The sequence below is a fragment of the Halomonas sp. YLB-10 genome, from assembly GCF_003856855.1.
GTDB lineage: Bacteria > Pseudomonadota > Gammaproteobacteria > Pseudomonadales > Halomonadaceae > Halomonas > Halomonas litopenaei.
The window spans coordinates 20,926-39,999 of record NZ_RRCU01000008.1 but is presented as its reverse complement, the minus strand read 5'-3'; the positions used below and the strand labels follow the sequence as shown (position 1 = coordinate 39,999).

19 protein-coding genes and 1 pseudogene are annotated in these 19,074 nt (G+C 66.6%); 4 read left to right on the top strand and 16 right to left on the bottom strand.

Annotated features, from left to right (window positions below; translation table 11 throughout):
* Positions 1-152: 152 nt before the first annotated feature.
* The 3 genes from EBB56_RS17250 to aroE all read left to right on the top strand — a co-directional run bounded on the left by EBB56_RS17250 (position 153) and on the right by aroE (position 2,618).
* A complete protein-coding gene (locus EBB56_RS17250; protein WP_045992737.1) occupies positions 153-713 on the top strand; it encodes an L-threonylcarbamoyladenylate synthase in 561 nt (186 codons plus the stop codon).
* 94 nt (positions 714-807) lie between these two features.
* Entirely contained in the window at positions 808-1,740 is a 933-nt protein-coding gene (gene hemF, locus EBB56_RS17245; RefSeq protein WP_124804919.1) for an oxygen-dependent coproporphyrinogen oxidase, read from the top strand.
* Positions 1,741-1,796: 56 nt separating this feature from the next.
* Positions 1,797-2,618 carry a shikimate dehydrogenase gene (gene aroE, locus EBB56_RS17240; RefSeq protein WP_045992778.1) on the top strand — a complete coding sequence of 274 codons (822 nt, stop codon included), beginning with the start codon at positions 1,797-1,799 and terminating at the stop codon, positions 2,616-2,618.
* A gap of 142 nt (positions 2,619-2,760) precedes the next feature.
* On the opposite strand, the gene EBB56_RS17235 is transcribed toward aroE, so the two are convergent.
* On the bottom strand, positions 2,761-3,033 hold the full coding sequence (locus EBB56_RS17235) for a hypothetical protein (RefSeq protein WP_045992739.1): 273 nt from the start codon (positions 3,031-3,033) through the stop codon (positions 2,761-2,763).
* 118 nt (positions 3,034-3,151) lie between these two features.
* Positions 3,152-3,955, bottom strand: a complete 804-nt coding sequence (locus EBB56_RS17230; RefSeq protein ID WP_108131243.1) for a M48 family metallopeptidase — start codon at positions 3,953-3,955, stop codon at positions 3,152-3,154.
* 180 nt (positions 3,956-4,135) lie between these two features.
* Between EBB56_RS17230 and EBB56_RS17225 the strand changes: the two genes are divergently transcribed.
* The gene (locus EBB56_RS17225; protein ID WP_045992741.1) at positions 4,136-5,011 is read left to right on the top strand and encodes an ATP-binding protein; all 876 of its coding nucleotides are present in this window, start codon (positions 4,136-4,138) and stop codon (positions 5,009-5,011) included.
* Positions 5,012-5,177: 166 nt separating this feature from the next.
* Here EBB56_RS17225 and der read toward each other — a convergent pair whose 3' ends face one another.
* The 14 genes and pseudogenes from der to EBB56_RS17155 form a co-directional block, all read right to left on the bottom strand.
* Entirely contained in the window at positions 5,178-6,581 is a 1,404-nt protein-coding gene (gene der, locus EBB56_RS17220; RefSeq protein WP_045992742.1) for a ribosome biogenesis GTPase Der, read from the bottom strand.
* Positions 6,578-7,744, bottom strand: a complete 1,167-nt coding sequence (bamB, locus tag EBB56_RS17215; protein WP_045992743.1) for an outer membrane protein assembly factor BamB — start codon at positions 7,742-7,744, stop codon at positions 6,578-6,580. Before bamB ends, der begins: the two co-directional genes overlap by 4 nt.
* On the bottom strand, positions 7,741-8,400 hold the full coding sequence (locus EBB56_RS17210) for a tetratricopeptide repeat protein (protein WP_045992744.1): 660 nt from the start codon (positions 8,398-8,400) through the stop codon (positions 7,741-7,743). The genes bamB and EBB56_RS17210 overlap by 4 nt, the downstream gene beginning before the upstream one ends.
* Positions 8,401-8,428: 28 nt before the next feature.
* Entirely contained in the window at positions 8,429-9,712 is a 1,284-nt protein-coding gene (hisS, locus tag EBB56_RS17205; RefSeq protein WP_124804918.1) for a histidine--tRNA ligase, read from the bottom strand.
* A gap of 60 nt (positions 9,713-9,772) precedes the next feature.
* Positions 9,773-10,885 (bottom strand): flavodoxin-dependent (E)-4-hydroxy-3-methylbut-2-enyl-diphosphate synthase, encoded by a 1,113-nt coding sequence (ispG, locus tag EBB56_RS17200; RefSeq protein ID WP_045992780.1) that lies wholly within the window; start codon positions 10,883-10,885, stop codon positions 9,773-9,775.
* A 9-nt stretch (positions 10,886-10,894) separates the two neighbouring features.
* Complete coding sequence (locus EBB56_RS17195) at positions 10,895-11,971, bottom strand: RodZ domain-containing protein (protein WP_124804917.1); 1,077 nt, start codon at positions 11,969-11,971, stop codon at positions 10,895-10,897.
* A 31-nt stretch (positions 11,972-12,002) separates the two neighbouring features.
* Positions 12,003-12,734 carry a type IV pilus biogenesis/stability protein PilW gene (pilW, locus tag EBB56_RS17190; protein WP_124804916.1) on the bottom strand — a complete coding sequence of 244 codons (732 nt, stop codon included), beginning with the start codon at positions 12,732-12,734 and terminating at the stop codon, positions 12,003-12,005.
* A gap of 120 nt (positions 12,735-12,854) precedes the next feature.
* On the bottom strand, positions 12,855-13,982 hold the full coding sequence (gene rlmN / locus EBB56_RS17185; protein ID WP_108131248.1) for a 23S rRNA (adenine(2503)-C(2))-methyltransferase RlmN: 1,128 nt from the start codon (positions 13,980-13,982) through the stop codon (positions 12,855-12,857).
* Between the two features lie 100 nt (positions 13,983-14,082).
* Positions 14,083-14,508: a nucleoside-diphosphate kinase gene (ndk, locus tag EBB56_RS17180; protein ID WP_045992747.1), complete on the bottom strand. Its 426-nt coding sequence runs from the start codon at positions 14,506-14,508 to the stop codon at positions 14,083-14,085.
* Between the two features lie 208 nt (positions 14,509-14,716).
* Entirely contained in the window at positions 14,717-15,043 is a 327-nt protein-coding gene (locus tag EBB56_RS17175) for an iron-sulfur cluster assembly accessory protein (RefSeq protein ID WP_045992748.1), read from the bottom strand.
* A gap of 125 nt (positions 15,044-15,168) precedes the next feature.
* Positions 15,169-16,329, bottom strand: coding sequence for an aminotransferase class V-fold PLP-dependent enzyme (locus EBB56_RS17170; protein ID WP_108131249.1), 1,161 nt, complete (start codon positions 16,327-16,329; stop codon positions 15,169-15,171).
* A gap of 41 nt (positions 16,330-16,370) precedes the next feature.
* Positions 16,371-16,841, bottom strand: a complete 471-nt coding sequence (locus EBB56_RS17165) for an Rrf2 family transcriptional regulator (protein WP_045992750.1) — start codon at positions 16,839-16,841, stop codon at positions 16,371-16,373.
* Positions 16,842-17,197: 356 nt separating this feature from the next.
* A pseudogene (cysE, locus tag EBB56_RS17160) lies at positions 17,198-17,995 on the bottom strand (serine O-acetyltransferase); the annotation flags it as partial.
* Between the two features lie 167 nt (positions 17,996-18,162).
* The gene (locus tag EBB56_RS17155) at positions 18,163-19,011 is read right to left on the bottom strand and encodes an RNA methyltransferase (RefSeq protein ID WP_124804914.1); all 849 of its coding nucleotides are present in this window, start codon (positions 19,009-19,011) and stop codon (positions 18,163-18,165) included.
* Positions 19,012-19,074: the final 63 nt, after the last annotated feature.

Here is a 19,074-nt window from a genome sequence, read left to right as displayed (position 1 = left end):
ACAGGGTGCCAATGGCCGTGGGGGAACGGGCGGATCGCCTACGCCGGCGGCGACAGCGGCGTGCGACGCAAGTCCCGACGCCGTGCTAGCATGGCGCAACGATACTCCCTACCCTGATCTTTCGATTCGGTACCGATTCAGATAACGACCCCATGAGTGATTCCGATTCCTCCCTCGTGCCCGTCGTCGACGCCCTGCGTCGTGGCGGTGTCATTGCCTATCCCACCGAGGCCGTCTGGGGCCTGGGCTGCGATCCCGACAACGAAGAGGCGCTGACCCGGCTGTTGCGCCTGAAGCGCCGTGACCCGGCCAAGGGGGTGATCCTGATCGCCGCCACCATCGAGCAGTTTGCTCCCTGGCTCGAAGGATTGCCGGCCGACCTTCATGCGCCTCTTGTCGCCAGCTGGCCGGGCCCCAACACCTGGCTGGTGCCGGACAATGGTCGCACCCCGTCGCTGGTACGAGGCTGCCACGACAAGGTGGCGCTGAGGGTCAGCGATCATCCCGGTGTACAGGCGCTGTGTCGTGCCTTCGGCGGGCCGCTGGTGTCCACCTCGGCCAACCGTGCAGGAGAAGCGCCGGCCATGAGCGAAGCGGACATTCGGCGCATCTTCGGCAACGAGCTGGACGCGGTCGTGCCGGGAGCGTTGGGCGGCAATCCTCGCCCCAGCACCATCCGTGACCTGCTAAGCCGCGAGACCCTGCGCCACTGACATGGCTCTTGGCCTGGCCCTGGGCGCACCTTTTTACGCATCGCTTTTGTTCATCGTTTTTACTCATCGCTTTTTTTTAACAACAGGAGCAGACGTGTCCGAGCCCAATCTCGAAGAGGTCAAACGCTACCTGCTGGAATTGCAGGATCGCCTGTGCGAGGCCCTGGCCGAGGCCGACGGCGAAGGGCGCTTCCATCAAGACGACTGGGTGCGTGAGGAAGGCGGTGGTGGCCGTTCCCGGGTCATCGAGGAAGGCGCGCTGTTCGAAAAGGGCGGGGTCAATTTCTCCCACGTTCACGGCGCGACCCTGCCCCCGGCGGCCACCGCAGCACGCCCGGAACTCGCCGGGCGCGGCTTTCAGGCGGTGGGGGTGTCCTGGGTGCTGCATCCGCGTAATCCCCACGTACCCACCAGCCACGGCAATGTGCGCTTCTTCATCGCCAGTGCCGAGGGCGAGGCGCCGGTATGGTGGTTTGGCGGCGGCTTTGACCTGACGCCCTACTACCCCCAGTTTGAAGACGCCTGTCACTGGCACCGGGTGGCCCATGAGCTGTGCCAGCCGTTCGGTGACGACGTCTACGACCGCTACAAGCGCTGGTGCGACGACTACTTTTTCCTCAAGCACCGAGGCGAGACCCGTGGTGTCGGTGGTCTGTTCTTCGATGACCTCAACGAGGGGGGCTTCGACCGCTGCTTCGCGTTTCAGCGCGCGGTAGGGGATGGCTTCCTGAACGCCTATCTGCCCATCGTGGAACGTCGTCGCGATACCCCCTGGGGCGAGCGCGAACGTGAATTCCAGCTGTATCGGCGAGGTCGCTACGTGGAATTCAACCTGGTCTGGGACCGTGGCACCCTGTTTGGCCTGCAGAGCGGCGGTCGCACCGAGTCCATCCTGATGTCGATGCCGCCGCTGGCGCGCTGGCAGTACGACTACCAGCCGCAGCCCGGCTCTCCCGAGGCGGCGCTGGATGCCTATCTGGTGCCCCGGGACTGGCTTGGTGAAGAGGCCTCGAGCCAAGCGCGATGACCGTCAGCGGTCACAATGCGGCATACGACAACGTCAAGAGCGAGGTTAACCGTCCGATGAACGATCGTTACTGTGTGTTCGGCAATCCGGTGGGGCATTCGAAATCGCCGGTGATCCACAGCACCTTTGCCGAGCAGACCGGTGAATCGCTGGAATACACCGCCATCGAGGCGCCACTGGAGGACTTCGGCGGAGCCTGGCGCGCCTTTGTTGCCGAAGGCGGGCGCGGCGCCAATGTGACGGTGCCGTTCAAGGAAGACGCCTACCGGCTGTGCGACAGCCTGAGCGAACAGGCGCAGCGGGCCGGGGCGGTCAACACCCTGACGCTCAAGGCCGATGGCAGCGTCGAGGGCCACAATACCGATGGTATTGGCCTGGTGGCGGACCTGGAGCGCCAGCAGGTAAGGCTTGAGGGTGCACGTATCCTGGTGCTGGGTGCCGGAGGCGCGGTGCGCGGCGCGCTGGAAACGTTGCTGTCGCGACGTCCCGCCTCGCTGCGGCTGGCCAACCGCACCGCCGCCAAGGCCGAGGCGCTGGCGCGGGATTTCGCCGACCTGGGCCCCGTGTTGGGCGGCGGCTACGACGCCGTCGACGAGCGCTATGACCTGGTCATCAACGGCACCAGCGCAAGCCTTGCCGGGGACCTGCCGCCGCTGCCGGAGGATCTCTTCAACGAGGGGGCTGTCGCCTACGACATGATGTACGGCGCCGAGCCGACGGTGTTTCTGGCCTGGTCGGCCGAGCGAGGGGCGAGCACCAGCGATGGTCTCGGCATGCTGGTGGAACAGGCGGCGGCGGCCTTTGAACGCTGGCGTGGCGTCACGCCGGATACCGGCCCACTGCATCGAAAGCTGCGAGCAGAGCTCGACGCCGGCTGAAGCCGCTTTCGCGGACACATCGGCAGCAACGACAACGGCGCCCCTGGCTCATTGCCATGGGGCGCCGTTGTCGTTGGGCGTCGTTGTCGTCGGTCAGGAGCCGTCAGCCCCTGGTCGTCAGCCAGCAGCCGCGCGCCGCGTTTCAGCCGCGTCGACGGTAGAGCCCCAGCATGCACAGCCCCAGCCCGACCACCGACACCAGCAGGCCGCCGTTGACCAGCCAGGGGCTGCGGACGATCCAGGGAACGAAGGGCGACGGCGTGTCGCCACAGTGGCCGGCCAGGTAGTTCCAGTGGCCCTGGTCGACCAGTTCGCACTGGCGGATATCGCCGAGTTCCACAAAGAACAGGGTCAACAGCACCACAATGGGCACGACGAGCAGGATCAGGCCGAGCCTGGTGGAGGTGAGTTTCATGGCACCAACGAAGCGTGGAAGTGACGGGAGCCGAGGCCTCCAGGAATAGAGGCCTCGGCGATAGCCCCCCCCTTGTCAGCGGCCTGGTGACAGGCTGCAGGGCAGGGGCTGTTCTGGTTCAGGGCGCCTTGCAGCTGGGCGTCAGGCCACGTGCCTGGGCTTGCTCGTAGCGGGCCATGGCGTCGTTCATGCCCGCCTCGAGCCCGGCGATACGGTTGCCGTGTGCCGGGTGGGTGGACATCCACTCCGGCGGCTGCCCGCCGCCGGCGGCGCTCATGTTCTGCCACAGCTGGACGCTGGCGCGGGGATCGAAGCCGGCGTCGGCCATCAGCTGCAGACCGATGGTGTCGGCCTCGCTCTCGTGACTGCGCGAGAACGGCAGCAGGATGCCGTACTGGGCGCCCATGCCCATGGCCGCCATCAGCTGGTCGCTGCCGGTGACACCCTGGGAGCCGAGGGCGGTACCGACCACCGACATGCCAAGCTGGGTCGCGCTTTCGGTGGAGGCGCGCTCGTTGGCGTGGTGGGCCAGCACGTGGCCGATCTCGTGGCCGATGACGGTGGCCAGCTGGTCCTGGTTGGTGGCGACGTCGAGCAGGCCGGTGTTGACCCCCACGTAGCCGCCCGGCAGGGCAAAGGCGTTGGCGTCCTCGGACTCGAACACCTTGACCTGCCAGTTCTGATTGCGCTGGTCTTCCGGCAGCGCCTGGACCACGTTGCGGGTCACGCACTGCACGTACTCGAGCTGGCGCCCGCTCACGGTGGGCAGCTCCTGCTGGTACTGGTCGAAGGCCTGGGCCCCCATCTGGCTGAGCTGCTGTTCGTCCAGCAACAGCATCTGGGAGCGACCAGTGGGTGAGGTGGAACAGGCAGCAACGGTAACCATCAGGGCGCAGGCGCCCACGGCCTTCATCCAGCGCATGGGGGGTCTCCTTGTCATGATCCGCCGGGGTCGAGCCCGAGCGTGTAGAATCGGTGGCAACTGGCCTCAAGATACCCGGACTGCTGGAAGGGTCAACCGCAAAGGTAGTGCACGGCCGGTCGCTATCGAGCGACAGACCCTGACCGGCGGCCATCATTTGTTACAAGGACACCTGCCCCGATGGACACTCAACTCGCCCAGCGCCTGCTGGCCCTTCTCGATCGCGTCGAACCCTGGCTGCCCGAGCCCCGCCCTGCGGTGGACTGGCGTCGTGACGTCGCTGCGCTGTGGCAGCGCCACGCCCTCGGCGGGCAACTGGTGCCGGTGCCGCCTCGGGATGCCCTGAGCCTGGACGACCTGGTCGGGGTGGAGCGCCAGAAGCGCGAGCTGCTGGCCAATACGCGGGCCTTTCTGCGTGGCCTGCCGGCCAATCACGCGCTGCTGTGGGGCTCTCGTGGCAGCGGCAAGTCGTCGATGGTGCGCGCGCTGCTCAATACCCTGGCCGATGAAGGCCTGCGGCTGATCCAGGTGGACCGCCACGACCTGGCCGGACTGCCGCTGCTGGTGGAGCAGTTGCGTCACGAACCGGCGCGCTTCGTGGTGTACTGCGATGATCTGTCCTTCGAAGGATCCGACGACGCCTACAAGGCGCTCAAGAGTGTCCTCGACGGCACCCTGACCGGCCCCCCGGAAAACGTGCTGATCTACGCCACCTCCAACCGGCGCCACCTGATGCCGGAGCATATGAGCGACAACCAGCAGAGCCACCTGACGCCGGACGGCGAGGAGCTGCACCACGGCGACGCGGTGGAGGAGAAGATCTCGCTGTCCGACCGCTTCGGATTGTGGCTGGCGTTTCATCCGTTCAACCGGGAGACCTATCTCGATACCTGTCGCCACTGGGTCGAGCGCCTGGGCCAGCCGCAGGACTGGGATGACGAAGCGCCGGTGGCGGCCACCCGCTTTGCCACCATGAGAGGTGGACGCAGCGGCCGCTGTGCCTACCAGTTTGCGCTGGACTGGGTAGGGGCTCGTCGCCTGGCAGAGCAAGCCTGAGGCGCTGCCGCAGGCTTGCAGGCCAGGCTCAGCAGCGAGCGAGGCATGGTCTCGACATCCGGCAGCATGCGTGCACGAAAACGCCCGGTTCCTCTGGCGAGGGACCGGGCGTTTCGTTGTCGTTCAACACCAGGGGCGAAAGAGCGGCGAGTGACGCCGGTGACGCTTAGCGGCGGCTCTTGCGCGCCTCCTTGGTGCGCCCCAGTTCGCGCTTCTTGGCCTTTTCCTTGTCGGAGGCTTCGGCCAGTCGGTCGTAGGGGTTCTTGCCGGAGCGGAACTCGAAGCGCATCGGCGTGCCTCGGACCTTGAGCACCTTGCGGAAGGTGTTGGTCAGGTAGCGCTTGTAGGCTTCGGGCAGCTTGTCGGTCTGGTTGCCGTGGACCACGATGATCGGCGGGTTGCTGCCGCCCTGGTGGGCCATGCGCAGCTTGATCCGGCGGCCGTGGACCATCGGCGGCTGGTGCTGCTCGACGGCGTCCTGCAGCAGCGTGGTCAGACGGTTGGTCGACCAGTGGCTGTTGGCGGAGGCGAAGGCGCGCTCCAGCGACGGGTACAGGTCGCCCACGGCGGTGCCGTGCAAGGCCGAGATGAAGTGCAGCTCGGCGTAGTCGGCGAAGCCCAGACGGCGCTTGATCTCGGCGCGCATCTTGTCCTTGGCCTCGCTTTCCAGGCCGTCCCACTTGTTGACCGCCAGTACCAGCGCGCGGCCCGAGGTCAGCACATAGTCGAGCAGGTGCAGATCCTGCTCCACCAGGCCGGTGCGGGCATCGAGCACCATGATCGCGACGTGGCACTCCTTGATCGCGTCCAGGGTCTTGATGATCGAGAACTTCTCGGCCACCTCGGTGACGTTCTTGCGCCGCCGGACGCCGGCGGTATCGACCAGTACGTAGGGCTTGCCGCGACGCTCGAAGGGGATCTCGATGGCGTCGCGGGTGGTGCCGGCTTCATCGAATACCACCACCCGGTCCTCGCCCAGCAGGCGGTTGACCAGGGTCGACTTGCCCACGTTGGGACGACCGATGACACCGATGCGGATACCCTTGCTGCCGGTGTCCGCGGGGATGTCCATGTCGCGCTCGGGGAACGGCGAGAGCACCTCGTCGATCAGCGCGGTGACATTGCGGCCGTGGGCCGCTGCGATGGGCCGGGGATCGCCGAGACCGAGCTGCCAGAAGTCGGCCATGGCCGAGTGTTCCTCGAGGCCGTCGGTCTTGTTGACCACCAGCCAGGTCTTCTTCTGGTTGACCCGCAGGTGGTTGGCGATGGCCTCGTCGGCGACATTGAGGCCGGCACGCGCGTCCACCAGGAACAGCACGATGTCGGCTTCGTCGATGGCCTGCAGCGACTGTTCGGCCATGGCCGCGTCGATGCCTTCCTCGTCACCGCTGATGCCGCCGGTGTCGATGACGGTGTAGGCCTTGTTGCCGAGCATGCCGTTGCCGTACTTGCGATCCCGGGTGAGGCCGGGGAAATCGGCCACCAGGGCGTCGCGAGAGCGGGTCAGGCGGTTGAACAGGGTCGACTTGCCCACATTGGGCCTGCCGACCAGTGCGATCACGGGGGTCATGGGCGGATGTCCAGAGCCTCCAGGCTTCCGTCATTGGCCAGGGCGTACACGCGCTTGCCGTCGGTGAGAGGGCGCACGCTGATGCCTGAGCCGTCAATATGGGTGCGGCCGACCAGGCGTCCGCTGCTGGCGTCGATAAAGTGCACATAGCCTTCGGCGTCGCCGAGCACGATGCGGCCGTCGGCGAAGGCCGGGGCGGTCACCGAGCGACCGTAGAGGTCCTCCAGGCGCCACAGCTCGTTGCCGCTGTTGGCGTCGAAGGCGATCAGGCGGCTGGCCTCGTCGACCACGTAAAGCGTCTCGCCCACCAGCACCGGGGTGTGGTAGCTGGACAACGGCGTCGACCACAGGGTCTCGCCGCTCTGGGCGTTGAGCGCCACCAGGCGACCATTGAAGCTGGTCACGAACAGGCGGCCGTCCGGAGTCAGCACCGGCTGGCCGGCCAGGTCGACCAGACGGTCGATGTCATTCATGCCGGTGGCCACGGCGATGGTGCGCTCGGAGATCTGCTGGCCCGAGCGGTTGTCGATGATCGACAGACGGCCGTTGGCAAAGCCGGCGAAGGTCACCTGATCGATGGCGGTGGGGGTGCCGGTGCTGCGCAGGGTCAGCGACGGCATATTGGCGCTGAACACCCACTGGCGGTCACCGGACAGGCGATCCAGGGCGGTCACGGTGCCGTCCACCGCCTGCACGATCAACAGCTGGGTGGTCGGCTGGGGCGCGGCCAGCACTTCGCTGGGCACACGGGTACGCCACTTGACCCGGCCATTGCGCTGGTCGAGGGCGACCACCTCGCCATTGCGGGTGGCGAGGAACAGATCGCCGTCCACTGCGGTGATACCGCTGGAGATCGGTGAATCCAGTTCGGCTTCCCATTGGGTGTCGCCGTTGGCGGTGTTGAACGCCTCGACCAGGCCTTCCTCGTCGGCGGCGAACAGGGTGGAACCGGCCAGGGCGGGTTCGATGGGGTAGGTGGCCTCACCCAGGCCTGCGCCCACGCCTTCGCTCCAGCGGGTTTCGACCCGGGTGGACTCGGCGAAGTCCTTGAGCTCCTTGGGCGGATACTGGGGCTCGGACTTGCTGGCGCAGCCGGTCAGCAGGGCGGTCAGGGTGACGGCGGTCGCCAGGGCGATCCGGGTTCGGTTAAACGGGGTCTTCATAGGGTGGCCTCCTGATCACCGAGGTCGTCGAGCTTGAGCGAGATACCGTAGAGCGGCTGACCGCTTTCTTCGGCCAGTGACTGGGCGCTCTGCCAGGCCTCGGCGGCCTGGTCGTGCTGGCCGGTGGCGTGGTAGATGTCGCCGCGCACGTTGTCGCGCTGGGCGGCCAGGGCCTCGGGGATGTCACCGTCGAGGGTGGCAAGGGCGGTCTCGTGGTTGCCCTCGGCGCTCTGCAGGCGCGCCAGGCGCAGGCGGGCGAGGCCGGTCAGGTAACCATCGTCGCTGCCCTCGATGAGGGTCTCCAGCGACTCGCGGGCGCCCTCGACATCGCCTGCGTCGACCTCCAGGCGGGCCTCGAGCAGCAGCGCAAGCTCGCTGTACAGGGTGCCGTCGTGGTCTTCCTGCAGGGTGTCGACCAGCCCCTGGGCCTGGGCCAGGGCCCCGTCGTCGAGGCTGTCGCGGCTGGCCAGGTCAAGAAGCTGCTGGTAGCTGCTGGAGGCGGCCACGGCCTGCCCCTGCTGGTAGTCCTGCCAGGCGTTCCAGCCGAACACGCCAGCGGCGGCCAGTACCGCACCGGCGAGCAGCGAGGTGCCGTTTTCCTTCCACCAGCGCTTGATCGCCTCAAGCTGTTCTTCTTCGGTTCTCAGCTCCGCCACGGGCGGTCTCCTTCTAATGGTCGTGCCGTCACTCGGACAGCAGGCTCGTCAGGGTGGTGGCCAAGGACGCTTGCTCGACCACGCGTTGTTCGCGGTCGTCACGCAGGAACTTGATCGCCACCTGGCCGTTTTCACGTTCGTTTTCGCCGATCAGCAGGGCGAGGCGGGCACCGCTGCGATCGGCCTTCTTGATGCGGCTCTTGAAGCTGCCGCCGCCACAGTGCAATTGCACGCCAAGGGCCGGCAGTTCATCGCGCAGGCGCTCGGCCAGGGCCATGGCGTCGCCGTCGGTGGTGGCGTCCATGCCCAGCACGTAGGCGTCGAGCGGGGCGCGAGCCTCCTGCGGCACGATGTCCAGGGTCTCGAGCAGCAGGATCAGACGCTCGATGCCCATGGCGAAGCCCACCGCCGGGGTCGGCTTGCCGCCGAGCTGCTCGACCAGGCCGTCGTAGCGTCCGCCGGCGCACACGGTGCCCTGGCTGCCGAGGGCGTCGGTGGTCCACTCGAACACGGTGCGGCAGTAGTAGTCGAGACCGCGCACCAGGCGCGGGTTGATCACGTAGTCGATGCCGGCGGCGTCGAGGCGCGCGGTCAGCGCCTCGAAGTGCTCGCGGGACTCCTGATCCAGATGATCCATCAGCTGGGGCGCCTGGCTCAGCATCTCGGCCATGGCCGGATTCTTCGAGTCGAGGATACGCAGCGGGTTGCTGGTCAGGCGGCGCAGCGAGTCCTCGTCGAGGACCTCGCGGTGCTGCTCGAAGTAGGCCACCAGGGTGTCGCGGTAGGCCGCGCGCGCCTCATTGGAGCCCAGCGAATTGAGCTCCAGGGTGACGTGATCAAACAGGCCGAGCTGCTTCCACAGACGCGCCGACAGCAGGATGACTTCGGCGTCGATGTCCGGGCCTTCCAGGCCGTAGGTCTCGACCCCGACCTGATGGAACTGACGGTAGCGGCCCTTCTGCGGGCGCTCGTGGCGGAACATCGGGCCGGTGTACCACAGCCGCTGGGTCTGGTTGTACAGAAGGCCATGTTCCATCGCCGCGCGAACCGAGCTGGCGGTGCCCTCGGGGCGCAGGGTCAGGCTGTCGCCGTTGCGGTCCTCGAAGGTGTACATCTCCTTCTCGACGATGTCGGTGACCTCGCCGATCGAGCGGGCGAACAGGGCCGTCTGCTCGACGATAGGGGTACGGATCTCGTTGTAGCCGTAGCGCTTCATCAGCGCCTGAACCTGGGACTCGAAGTACTGCCACACCGGCGAGGCGTCGGGCAACAGGTCATTCATGCCACGGATGGCCTGGATCTTCTTGCTCAAAACTTGCTCCTTGGTCTCGCCGTAGTCACGGCCCTCGCCCGGCCTCACCGGGCGAGGGCGTTACAGGCGAGCGATGACGTCGCGTTCTGTCGCTTCCTTCTCGGCGACCTTCTGGCGAATCAGCGCCTCGAGATCGTCGACCAGGTGGTCATTGCGCAGTTTGCTGGCGGGCTTGCCGTCGATGTAGACGAGGTTGGCCGGGGTGCCGCCGGTCAGGCCCAGGTCGGCTTCCTTGGCCTCGCCGGGGCCGTTGACCACGCAGCCGATGACGGCCACGTCCAGCGGCGTCATCACATCCTCGAGGCGCTCTTCGAGGGCGTTCATGGTGCTGATGACGTCGAAGTTCTGACGCGAACAGCTCGGGCAGGCGATGAAGTTGATGCCCTTGGCCCGCAGGCGCAGGCTCTTGAGCATGTCAAAGCCGACCTTGACCTCTTCGACCGGATCCGCTGCCAGCGATACCCGGATGGTGTCGCCGATACCGTCCATCAGCAGCATGCCAAGGCCGATGGAGGACTTGACGGTGCCCGAACGCAGACCGCCAGCCTCGGTGATACCCAGGTGCAGCGGCTGCTCGATGCGTGAGGCCAGGTCACGGTAGGCGGCCACCGCCATGAACACGTCGGAGGCCTTGACGCTGACCTTGAAGTCGGGGAAGTCGAGGCGATCCAGGTGATCGATATGGCGCATCGCCGATTCGACCAGGGCCGCCGGTGTCGGTTCCCCGTACTTCTTCTGCAGGTCCTTCTCCAGCGAGCCGGCGTTGACGCCGATACGGATCGGGATACCGTTGTCACGGGCGGCGGAGACCACCGCCTGGACGCGGTCTTCACGGCCGATATTGCCAGGGTTGATGCGCAGGCAGTCGACCCCTAGCTCAGCCACGCGCAGGGCGATGCGGTAGTCGAAGTGGATGTCGGCCACCAGCGGCACCTGGGTGCCCTGCTTGATGCGACCGAAGGCCTCGGCGGCGTCCATGGTCGGCACCGAGACGCGCACGATATCGGCGCCGGCCTGTTCGAGGGCACGAATCTGGCCAAGGGTGGCCTCGACGTCCAGGGTGTCGGTGTTGGTCATGCTCTGCACCGAGATGGGAGCGTCGCCCCCGACCGGTACCGAACCGACATGAATCTGGCGTGACTGGCGTCTTTTGATCGGTGAGTGCGAATGCATGGCGATCAATCACTCTCCCAGGGTAAAGCGGGCGACATTGTTTCTGCCGGCGCGCTGTTGCAGGTCGACGGTTTCGCCGCCCCACAACAACTCCACGCCGGTGGCGTTGCCGACAGTCATGCGGAAGGGCGGCTCGCCCTCCACGGTGGCTTCGGTGCCCGGTGACTGCAGGCCGACGAAGACTCGGGTATTGGTGCTGTCGAAGATCTCGGTCCAGGACTGCTCGTTGAAGGTCAGCTTGAGGATACGACGGCTGTCGGCAGCCGGCGCGGCCTCGGCGGCGCCCTCATCCTCGGCGCCCTGTGCATCGGCGGAGGCAGTCTGCTCGGCGCTGGCGTCGTCGGCATTCACGCTTGCAGCCTGGTCGGTGCTGTCGTTGACGCTGTCGTCAGCGGGCTCGCTGGCTTCGGCGGCAGCCGCTTCGGTGGCCGCCACGGTGCTCGGCGTCGAGGCGCCAGGCTCGGCGCCGGCGCTTTCTGCAGCGCTGTCGGCGGTGGCCTGCTCGCCATCGACCAGTCCCATCTCGCTGTCCTCGGCGGGCAGCGGGGGCAGGTTGTCGTCGCCCTCGGTGGCCTCGTCGCTGACCGCGGCGTTGCCGTCGATGGTGTCCACCGAGACCGGGCCGTTGTCGCTGACCTCGGGCGGCTCGCTGCCACCACGGCTCTGCCACCACATCAGGGTCAGCCCGATCAGGCCGGCGATGACCACCAGGGTCATCAGCCGAAACAGCCAGGCGCCCAGGCGCGAGGGGGGCTTGTTGATGTACACCGGGGTGACCTTGCGCTCGACTTCCTCGTTGCCCATGCGCGCTTCGTACAGCGCCATCACCCGGCCGACATCGACGCCGAGCAACTGGGCGTAGCTGCGCAGGTAGCCGCGTCGGTAGGTCACCACCGGCACTTCATCGTAGTTGTCGATCTCCAGCCCCTCGATCACGGCGGGACGGAGGTTGAGGGCTGCCCCGACTTCCTCGCGGGTCAGCCCCTGGCTCTCTCGTTCATGGCACAGCAAGGCGCCGGGAGAGGCGTCCCCGGAGGGCGTTTTGGACAAGGAGACCTCGGAGTCGGTGTACTGACTGTCGCTCATGGCTGAGCTTCCTTCATCGTGTAAACAGTGATCAAAGCGCGCGTGAAGGCTGGTCGGGTTCGGCCGATGACCGGGCGCCGGTGTCGGCGTCTCCCAGGCTAGCGGCAAGCTGCCTGGCGGCGGTGGTCCATCCCGCCTGGCTCACGAAGCGATCCAGCTGTGATCGGGCGCGCATAAGGTTGCCCTGTGCGTATTCCAGTTCGGCGAGGGTCAAGTGGCTCGCGGGCAGGCTCGAGTCGATGCGTTGGGATCGCTCCAGCGCCGCCCTGGCCGTCTCGACCTCGCCGAGTTCCCACCGGCAGCGTCCCAGGTTGGCAAACAGCTGGGCCCGGTGGGCATAGTGTATATCGTGACTGGCCTGTTCAAGCTGCTCGCAGGCCTCACCGGTTTGCCCCCGATCATACAGGAAGGCGGCGTAATTGTTGCGTGCCCGGGTGAAGTTCGGGTCTTCATCGAGGGCGCGTCGAAAGAACTCGTCCGCCAGCGCCGCTTCCCCCTGGCGTTGGTGAATCAGTGCCAGGGCCTGCAGCGCGGCGGCGTCATCGGGATCGAGCGAGACGGCGCGATCGAGTGCCGCCGTGGCGCGGGGAAGGTTGCCCTGGCGCAGGTAGGCTTCGCCGAGGTTGCGATAGGCGACGGCGGGGGACTCGTCTGACTGGGGCACGGCGACGGCGCAGCCGGCAAGCGTCAGGGGAAGCGCGATGGCCAGTCCGATGACCCGGCCGCGCAGGCCGGCGCTTGAGCTGTCTGCCTGGCACGTCATGGCGTTGTCGTACTCCCGCTGCTTGGCCGTGGCGGGAAGGCGTCTGGCGACACCCGCCCGTGGGCAGGAAAAGGCCCGAATATCAAAGCGCCGTGCCGGAATGAAGTCAAGACGGCAGGGTCAGTCGGCGTCGATCTGGATCGACTGAATGTAGCGTTCGTGACGACGCGTACGATCCTTGACCCGTCCTACCAGCTGGCCGCAGGCGGCGTCGATGTCATCGCCCCGGGTCGACCGGATCGGCGCGGTATGACCCAGTTCGTAGAGCCAGCGCTGGAAGCGCATCACCTGATTGCGGGAGGGCTTCTCGTAGCCGGAATGGGGGAAGGGGTTGAAGGGGATCAGGTTGATCTTGCAGGGCAGTTCCTTCAACAGCTCCGCCAGTTCACGGGCATGCTCCTGCTGGTCGTTGACGTCCTTGATCACCGTGTATTCGATGGTGACCTGGCGGGTGTCGTCGCACTTGGCCAGATAACGGTGGCAGGCGTCCAGCAGTGAGCGGATGTTGTACTTGCGGTTGAGCGGTACCAGTTCGCTGCGCAGCGCATCATTGGCGGCGTGCAGCGAGATCGCCAGGCTGACGTCGAGTTCGTCGCCCAGGCGGTCGAGCATCGGTACCACCCCGGAGGTGGACAGGGTGACACGGCGTTTCGACAGGCCGTAACCCTGATCGTCGAGCATCAGCTTCATCGCCGGCACGACGTTGTCGTAGTTCATCAAGGGTTCGCCCATGCCCATCATCACCACGTTGGTGACCGGACGATTGGCGCTGTCCTTGCGTGAGCCGCCACTGTTGGAGGCGACCCATACCTGGCCGATGATCTCGGCGCTGGTGAGGTTACGCTGAAAGCCTTGCTTGCCGGTGGAGCAGAAACTGCAGTCCAGCGAGCAGCCGACCTGGGATGACACACACAGGGTGCGGCGCTTGCCGTTGTCGGCGGGGATAAGCACGGTTTCGACGTAGCTGCCGTCCTCGACCTCCACTACCCACTTGCGCGTCCCGTCCTTGGAGGCGCCTTCATAGACGACCTTGGGACCGCGTACCTCGGCGGTTTCCTCGAGGCGTGCGCGCAGCGCCTTGGACAGGTTGGTCATGGCGGCGAAATCGTCGACGCCTTCGTGGTGAATCCATTTCATCACCTGGGCGGCACGGAACTTCTTCTCACCGATGGAGAGGAAGAAGGCTTCCATCTCTTCTCGGGTCATGCCGAGCAGGTTGACGCGTTGGGGAGCAGCGGTGGTGGTCATGGCAGGTTCAGCGGGTCGGTGGGCAGAAAGGAGCGAACGGATGCCAGGGGCATCCGTTCACCGATGGGGCCGCAATCACGAGGGTCGGACCCCGACGCCCTTAGCGCGGGCAGATCTCGTCTGCGCCGAAGAAGTAGCTCACTTCGCGCTCGGCGGACTCGGGGGAGTCGGAGCCGTGGACGGCATTGGCGTCGATGGAGGAGGCGAAGTCGGCGCGGATGGTGCCGGCGTCGGCTTCCTTCGGGTTGGTGGCGCCCATCAGCTCGCGGTTCTTGGCGATGGCGTTGTCACCTTCCAGCACCTGCACCACGACCGGACCAGAGGTCATGAAGGACACCAGGTCGCCGAAGAAGGGGCGTTCCTTGTGCTCGGCGTAGAAGCCTTCGGCCTGCTCCTGGGACAGGTGAACCATCTTGGCGGCGACGACCTTCAGTTCGGCCTTCTCGAAGCGCGTGATGATCTCGCCGATGACATTCTTGGCGACGGCGTCGGGCTTGATGATGGACAGAGTGCGCTCTGTAGCCATGAAACTCTCCAGTAGTTGGGCCCAGGAAGTGGGCATGGATGCCAGGTAGATGGCGTCGCGCCGCCCCGGGGACCGGGGCGGCGCGACGCGGGAAAACGAAGCGATGCGGCGTGTTGCGCCGAAGAGCGCAGATTATAGCGTCCTCGTGGCGCCTTGAACACAATTGTTCGTCGCGGCGCCAGCGAGTTCTGCCGCGATCACGGCGAATTCAGACGGTAAAGCTCTCGCCGCAGCCGCACTCGTCCTTGACGTTGGGATTGTTGAAACGGAAGAACCGGTTCAGCCCCTCGTTGACGTAGTCGACCTCGCTGCCGTCGAGCATCTCGAGCGCTTCCGGGGCGACATAGACCCGAGCGTCGTGCTCCTCGAACAGGGCATCGTCGGCCTGGACGTCGTCGGCGAAGTCGAGGACGTAGCTGTAGCCGGAGCAGCCGCTGGGCTTGACCGAGACCCGCAGTCCAAGCCCCTGGCCTCGCTCGTCGAGCACGCGGCGGATCTGGTCGGCCGCGGCGGGGGTGATCTTCAGGTGTGCCATATCATTCTCCTGGGTCGGGCGCTGCCGCCTGGGCGGCAGTCACCGAAACTGTCTCTGTCGTGCGCTGCCCGTCGAAGGGTGATGTTCTCAAGGCATGTCTCAAGGCATGGCGCGGGGCTCAGGCCTCACGGCATGGCGCGCTGGCGCAGGCCAATCAGCGCGGTGCGCAGGGCCTGGCCTGCGCGGTCGATGTCGTCTTCGCTGGTGAAGCGTCCGATGCTCAGGCGCAGCGAGGCCAGCGCCAGGCGGCGCGGCACCCCGATGCCCTGGAGCACGTAGGACGGTTCGACGCTGGCCGAGTTGCACGCCGACCCGGTCGACAGGGCGATGTCGCGCAGCGCCATCAGCAGCGACTCGCCGTCGACGCCCTCGAAGCCGAGGTTGATGATGTTGGGCACCGAGGCCTCGAGGCGGGTGTTGCAGTGCACGCCGTCGAGATCGGCGATGGCCTCGAGCAGGCGATCCCGCAGGCTCTGGATACGCGCCTGATCGGCCTCGCCTTCGTTCGCCGCTAGCGCGAAGGCCTCGCCCATGCCGGCGATCTGGTGGGTCGCCAGGGTGCCGGAACGCATGCTGCGTTCGTGGCCGCCGCCGTGGATCAGCGCCTCGAGACGAAGATCGGGGCTACGCCGCACATAGAGCGCGCCGATGCCCTTGGGGCCATAGGCCTTGTGGCCGGACAGCGACATCATGTCGACCTTGCTTCGCCCCACGTCGAGGTCGATGCGGCCCACCGCCTGGGCCGCGTCGACATGGATCATGGCGCCGTGGTCATGGGCCACCTCGGCCAGGGCGGCGATGTCATTGATGGTGCCGAGTTCGTTGTTCACCGCCATCAACGATACCAGCACGGTGTCGGGGCGCATGGCCTCGGCCAGCTGGCCAGGGCTGACGCTTCCGTCGGTCTGGGGCGTCAGCCAGGTGACGTCAAAGCCCTCTTGCTCCGCCGCCTTGGCGGTATCGATGACCGCCTTGTGCTCGATGATGGAGGTGACCAGGTGGCGGCCCTTGTCGCGGTTGGCCCTGAGGAAGCCGGTAATGGCCAGATTGTCCGCCTCGGTGGCGCCGCTGGTCCAGACGATCTCTCGCGGGTCGGCCTTGATCAGGTCGGCGACCTGGCGCCGGCCGTTTTCCACCGCCTGCTCGGCCAGCCAGCCGGGCATATGGCTGCGCGACGCCGGGTTGGCGAAGGTGCCCTCGAGGGTCAGGTGCCGACTCATGACCTCGGCGACACGGGGGTCGACCGGGGTGGTAGCGGCGTAGTCGAGATAGACGGGTGAAGTCATGGCGATGTCATCGTTGGCGGGCAGAGGGGCGAAAGTCTAGCTCAGGGCGCCGAGGTCACAATGTCGTCGTTGTGCTGGCGACGGCGCTGACGCCCGGCGATCTCGGCGATCTCCTGGCGCTCGGCCAGCTCGCCCAGGGTGACCCCGTCGAGGAAGTCCTGGATGCGCTCGGACAGCTCGAACCACAGGTGATGGGTCAGGCAGGTGTCGCCCTTCTGGCAGTCGGACAGACCGCCACAGCGGGTGGTGTCCACCGACTCCTTGACCGCATCGATGACCCGGGCCACCGAGATGGACGCTGCCGGCTCCGCCAGCAGGTAGCCACCGCCTGGCCCGCGCACGCTGTCGACCAGGCCGGCGCGCCGCAGGCGGGCGAACAGCTGCTCGAGGTAGGACAGCGAGATCTGCTGACGCCGAGCGATGTCGGCCAGGCAGATCGGGCCCTGGTCGGCGTTGACCGCCATGTCGAGCATGGCGGTGACAGCGTAGCGTCCCTTGGTGGTCAGGCGCATGGGGCGAACCCTCGACGCCGACATGGGTCGGCGGTCCGGAAAGTGTGGGCGTGGTCGGTAGCCGACGACGCTTGGATCAAAGCGATATTATGGGAAAGACCGAGTGTCGTGGTCAACTATTGGCGCCGTGCCGTCGTCGCCTCGTCTTCCCGCTCGGCCCCGTGCTCGGCGTCATTGGCCGTCTCGCTGCCGCCGGCACTGTCCTTGTCGGTGGTGCCTGGGTCGGAGGTGTCTGGGGCGGAGGTGCCTTGGTCGGAGATGCCTGGCCCGACGTCTTCATTGCCGCTGGCGCTTTCGTTGCCGCTGGTGGCGGTGTCGGAGCCCAGGATATCGGCGTTGGCGTCACGCCCGATCACCGGCGCGCAGGCGCGGTCGACGTCTTCCAGTATCTCGGCGAAGTCCTCGTCGCGAATTTCCGGCATCTGGCCGTCGCGGTAGCTGTGGTCCAGTTGCCTCAGGGTCTTGCACATGCCGCTGATGCGTTCATCCACCGCGTGCATATGGTCGAGCATGGCTTGCATCGACTTGGCCACTGGGTCGGGCATGTCCTGGCTCATGCCGTAGGCGTCGAAGCCGAATTTCTGGCACATCGCCTCGCGACGGGCCGGGTCGACCTCGAGGCCCGGGTCGCTGTCCGGGTCGCGGCGCTGGACGATCTTGCCGGGGATGCCGACCACGGTGGCGCCGGCCGGGACTTCCTTGGTGACCACCGCGTTGGAGCCGACCTTGGCGCCAGCACCGACGGTGAAGGGGCCGAGAATCTTGGCGCCGGCACCGACGATCACGCCGTCCTCCAGGGTCGGGTGACGCTTGCCCTTGTTCCAGCTGGTGCCGCCCAGGGTCACGCCCTGGTAGAGGGTGACATCGTCGCCGACGATGGTGGTCTCGCCGATCACCACGCCCATGCCGTGGTCGATGAAGAAGCGCCGGCCGATGGTGGCGCCGGGGTGAATCTCGATGCCGGTGAACCAGCGGCCCAGCGTCGACAGGGTACGCGCGATCCATTTGAGATTGCGCTTCCACAGCTGGTGGGAGATCCGGTGCAGCAGCAATGCGTGAAGGCCAGGATAGTTGGTCAGGACTTCAAGAAAGTTGCGCGCCGCCGGATCCCTGGCAAATACGCTGTTGATGTCTTCGCGTAGGCGTTGAAACATGCGGCAGTCCCTGAGTCGGTCAAGAGCATCATAGTGGGGGCTGGTGGTGGGCCATTCAAGCCTGCCACCTGTCGAGTCAGTGATCTGGTTCAGCTCAGCGGCTCGAAGGTGGGCGCCGTGTCGCTCCAGAGCCGCCGGCCTGGCGCTGATCCTGCTGTTGGTTCGGGCTAGTCCTGGGTCGGCTTCTGGCCCTGATGCGTGTCATGTTCTCGCTGTAATTCCGGCTCGCTACCCCGGGCGCCCAGCGCCTGGCCGCCTGCGGCCTTCTCGGTGGCGCTGAGGATGCCACGCAGGATGTTGAGCTCCATGCGTTCGGGGCGCGAGCGCAGGGTCACTCGGCGCAGCCTGGCCATCAATTGGCGAGGCTTCGCCGGGTCGTGGAAGCCGATGGTGATCAGCGCGCGTTCCAGATGAGCGAAATAGTGCTCCAGCTCCTCGTGGCTGGCCAGTGGCTGCGTTTCTTCCTCATCGTCCTGTGCCGGGCCTGGCTTATTCTGGGTCTGGGTCTGGGTCTGGGCCTGGGCCAGCCAGGCAAGGCGGCATTCGTAGGCCAGCACCTGCACCGCCGCGGCCAGGTTCAGCGAGCTGAAGTCGGGATTGGTGGGGATGTGGACGTGGGCGTGGCAGCGTTGCAGTTCGGCGTTGGACAGGCCGCTGTCCTCGCGGCCGAAGACCAGCGCGATCCGGGCCTCGGGCGTGGCCAGCTCGGCGGGCAGACGCTCGCCCAGCTCACGCGGGGTGATCATCGGCCAGGGCAGGGTGCGCGAGCGCGCGCTGGCTCCCACCACCAGGGTGCAGTCGGTGACCGCCTGCTCGAGGCTGTCGACCACCCGGGCGCCGTGGACCAGGGCGTCCGCTCCGGAGGCGCGGGACACACTGTCGGCGGTGATGACCTCGCAGCGTGGTGCCACCAGGGCCAGATCGGCGAGTCCCATATTGTGCATGGCGCGGGCGGTGGCGCCGATATTGCCGGGGTGGCTGGTGCCGATGAGAACGATGCGAATGCGCTCGAGCATGGAAGATCCTGTAACGACGCGGCGGGTTGATGCGGTGGTTGGTGCAGTGGTCTATTCAATGAC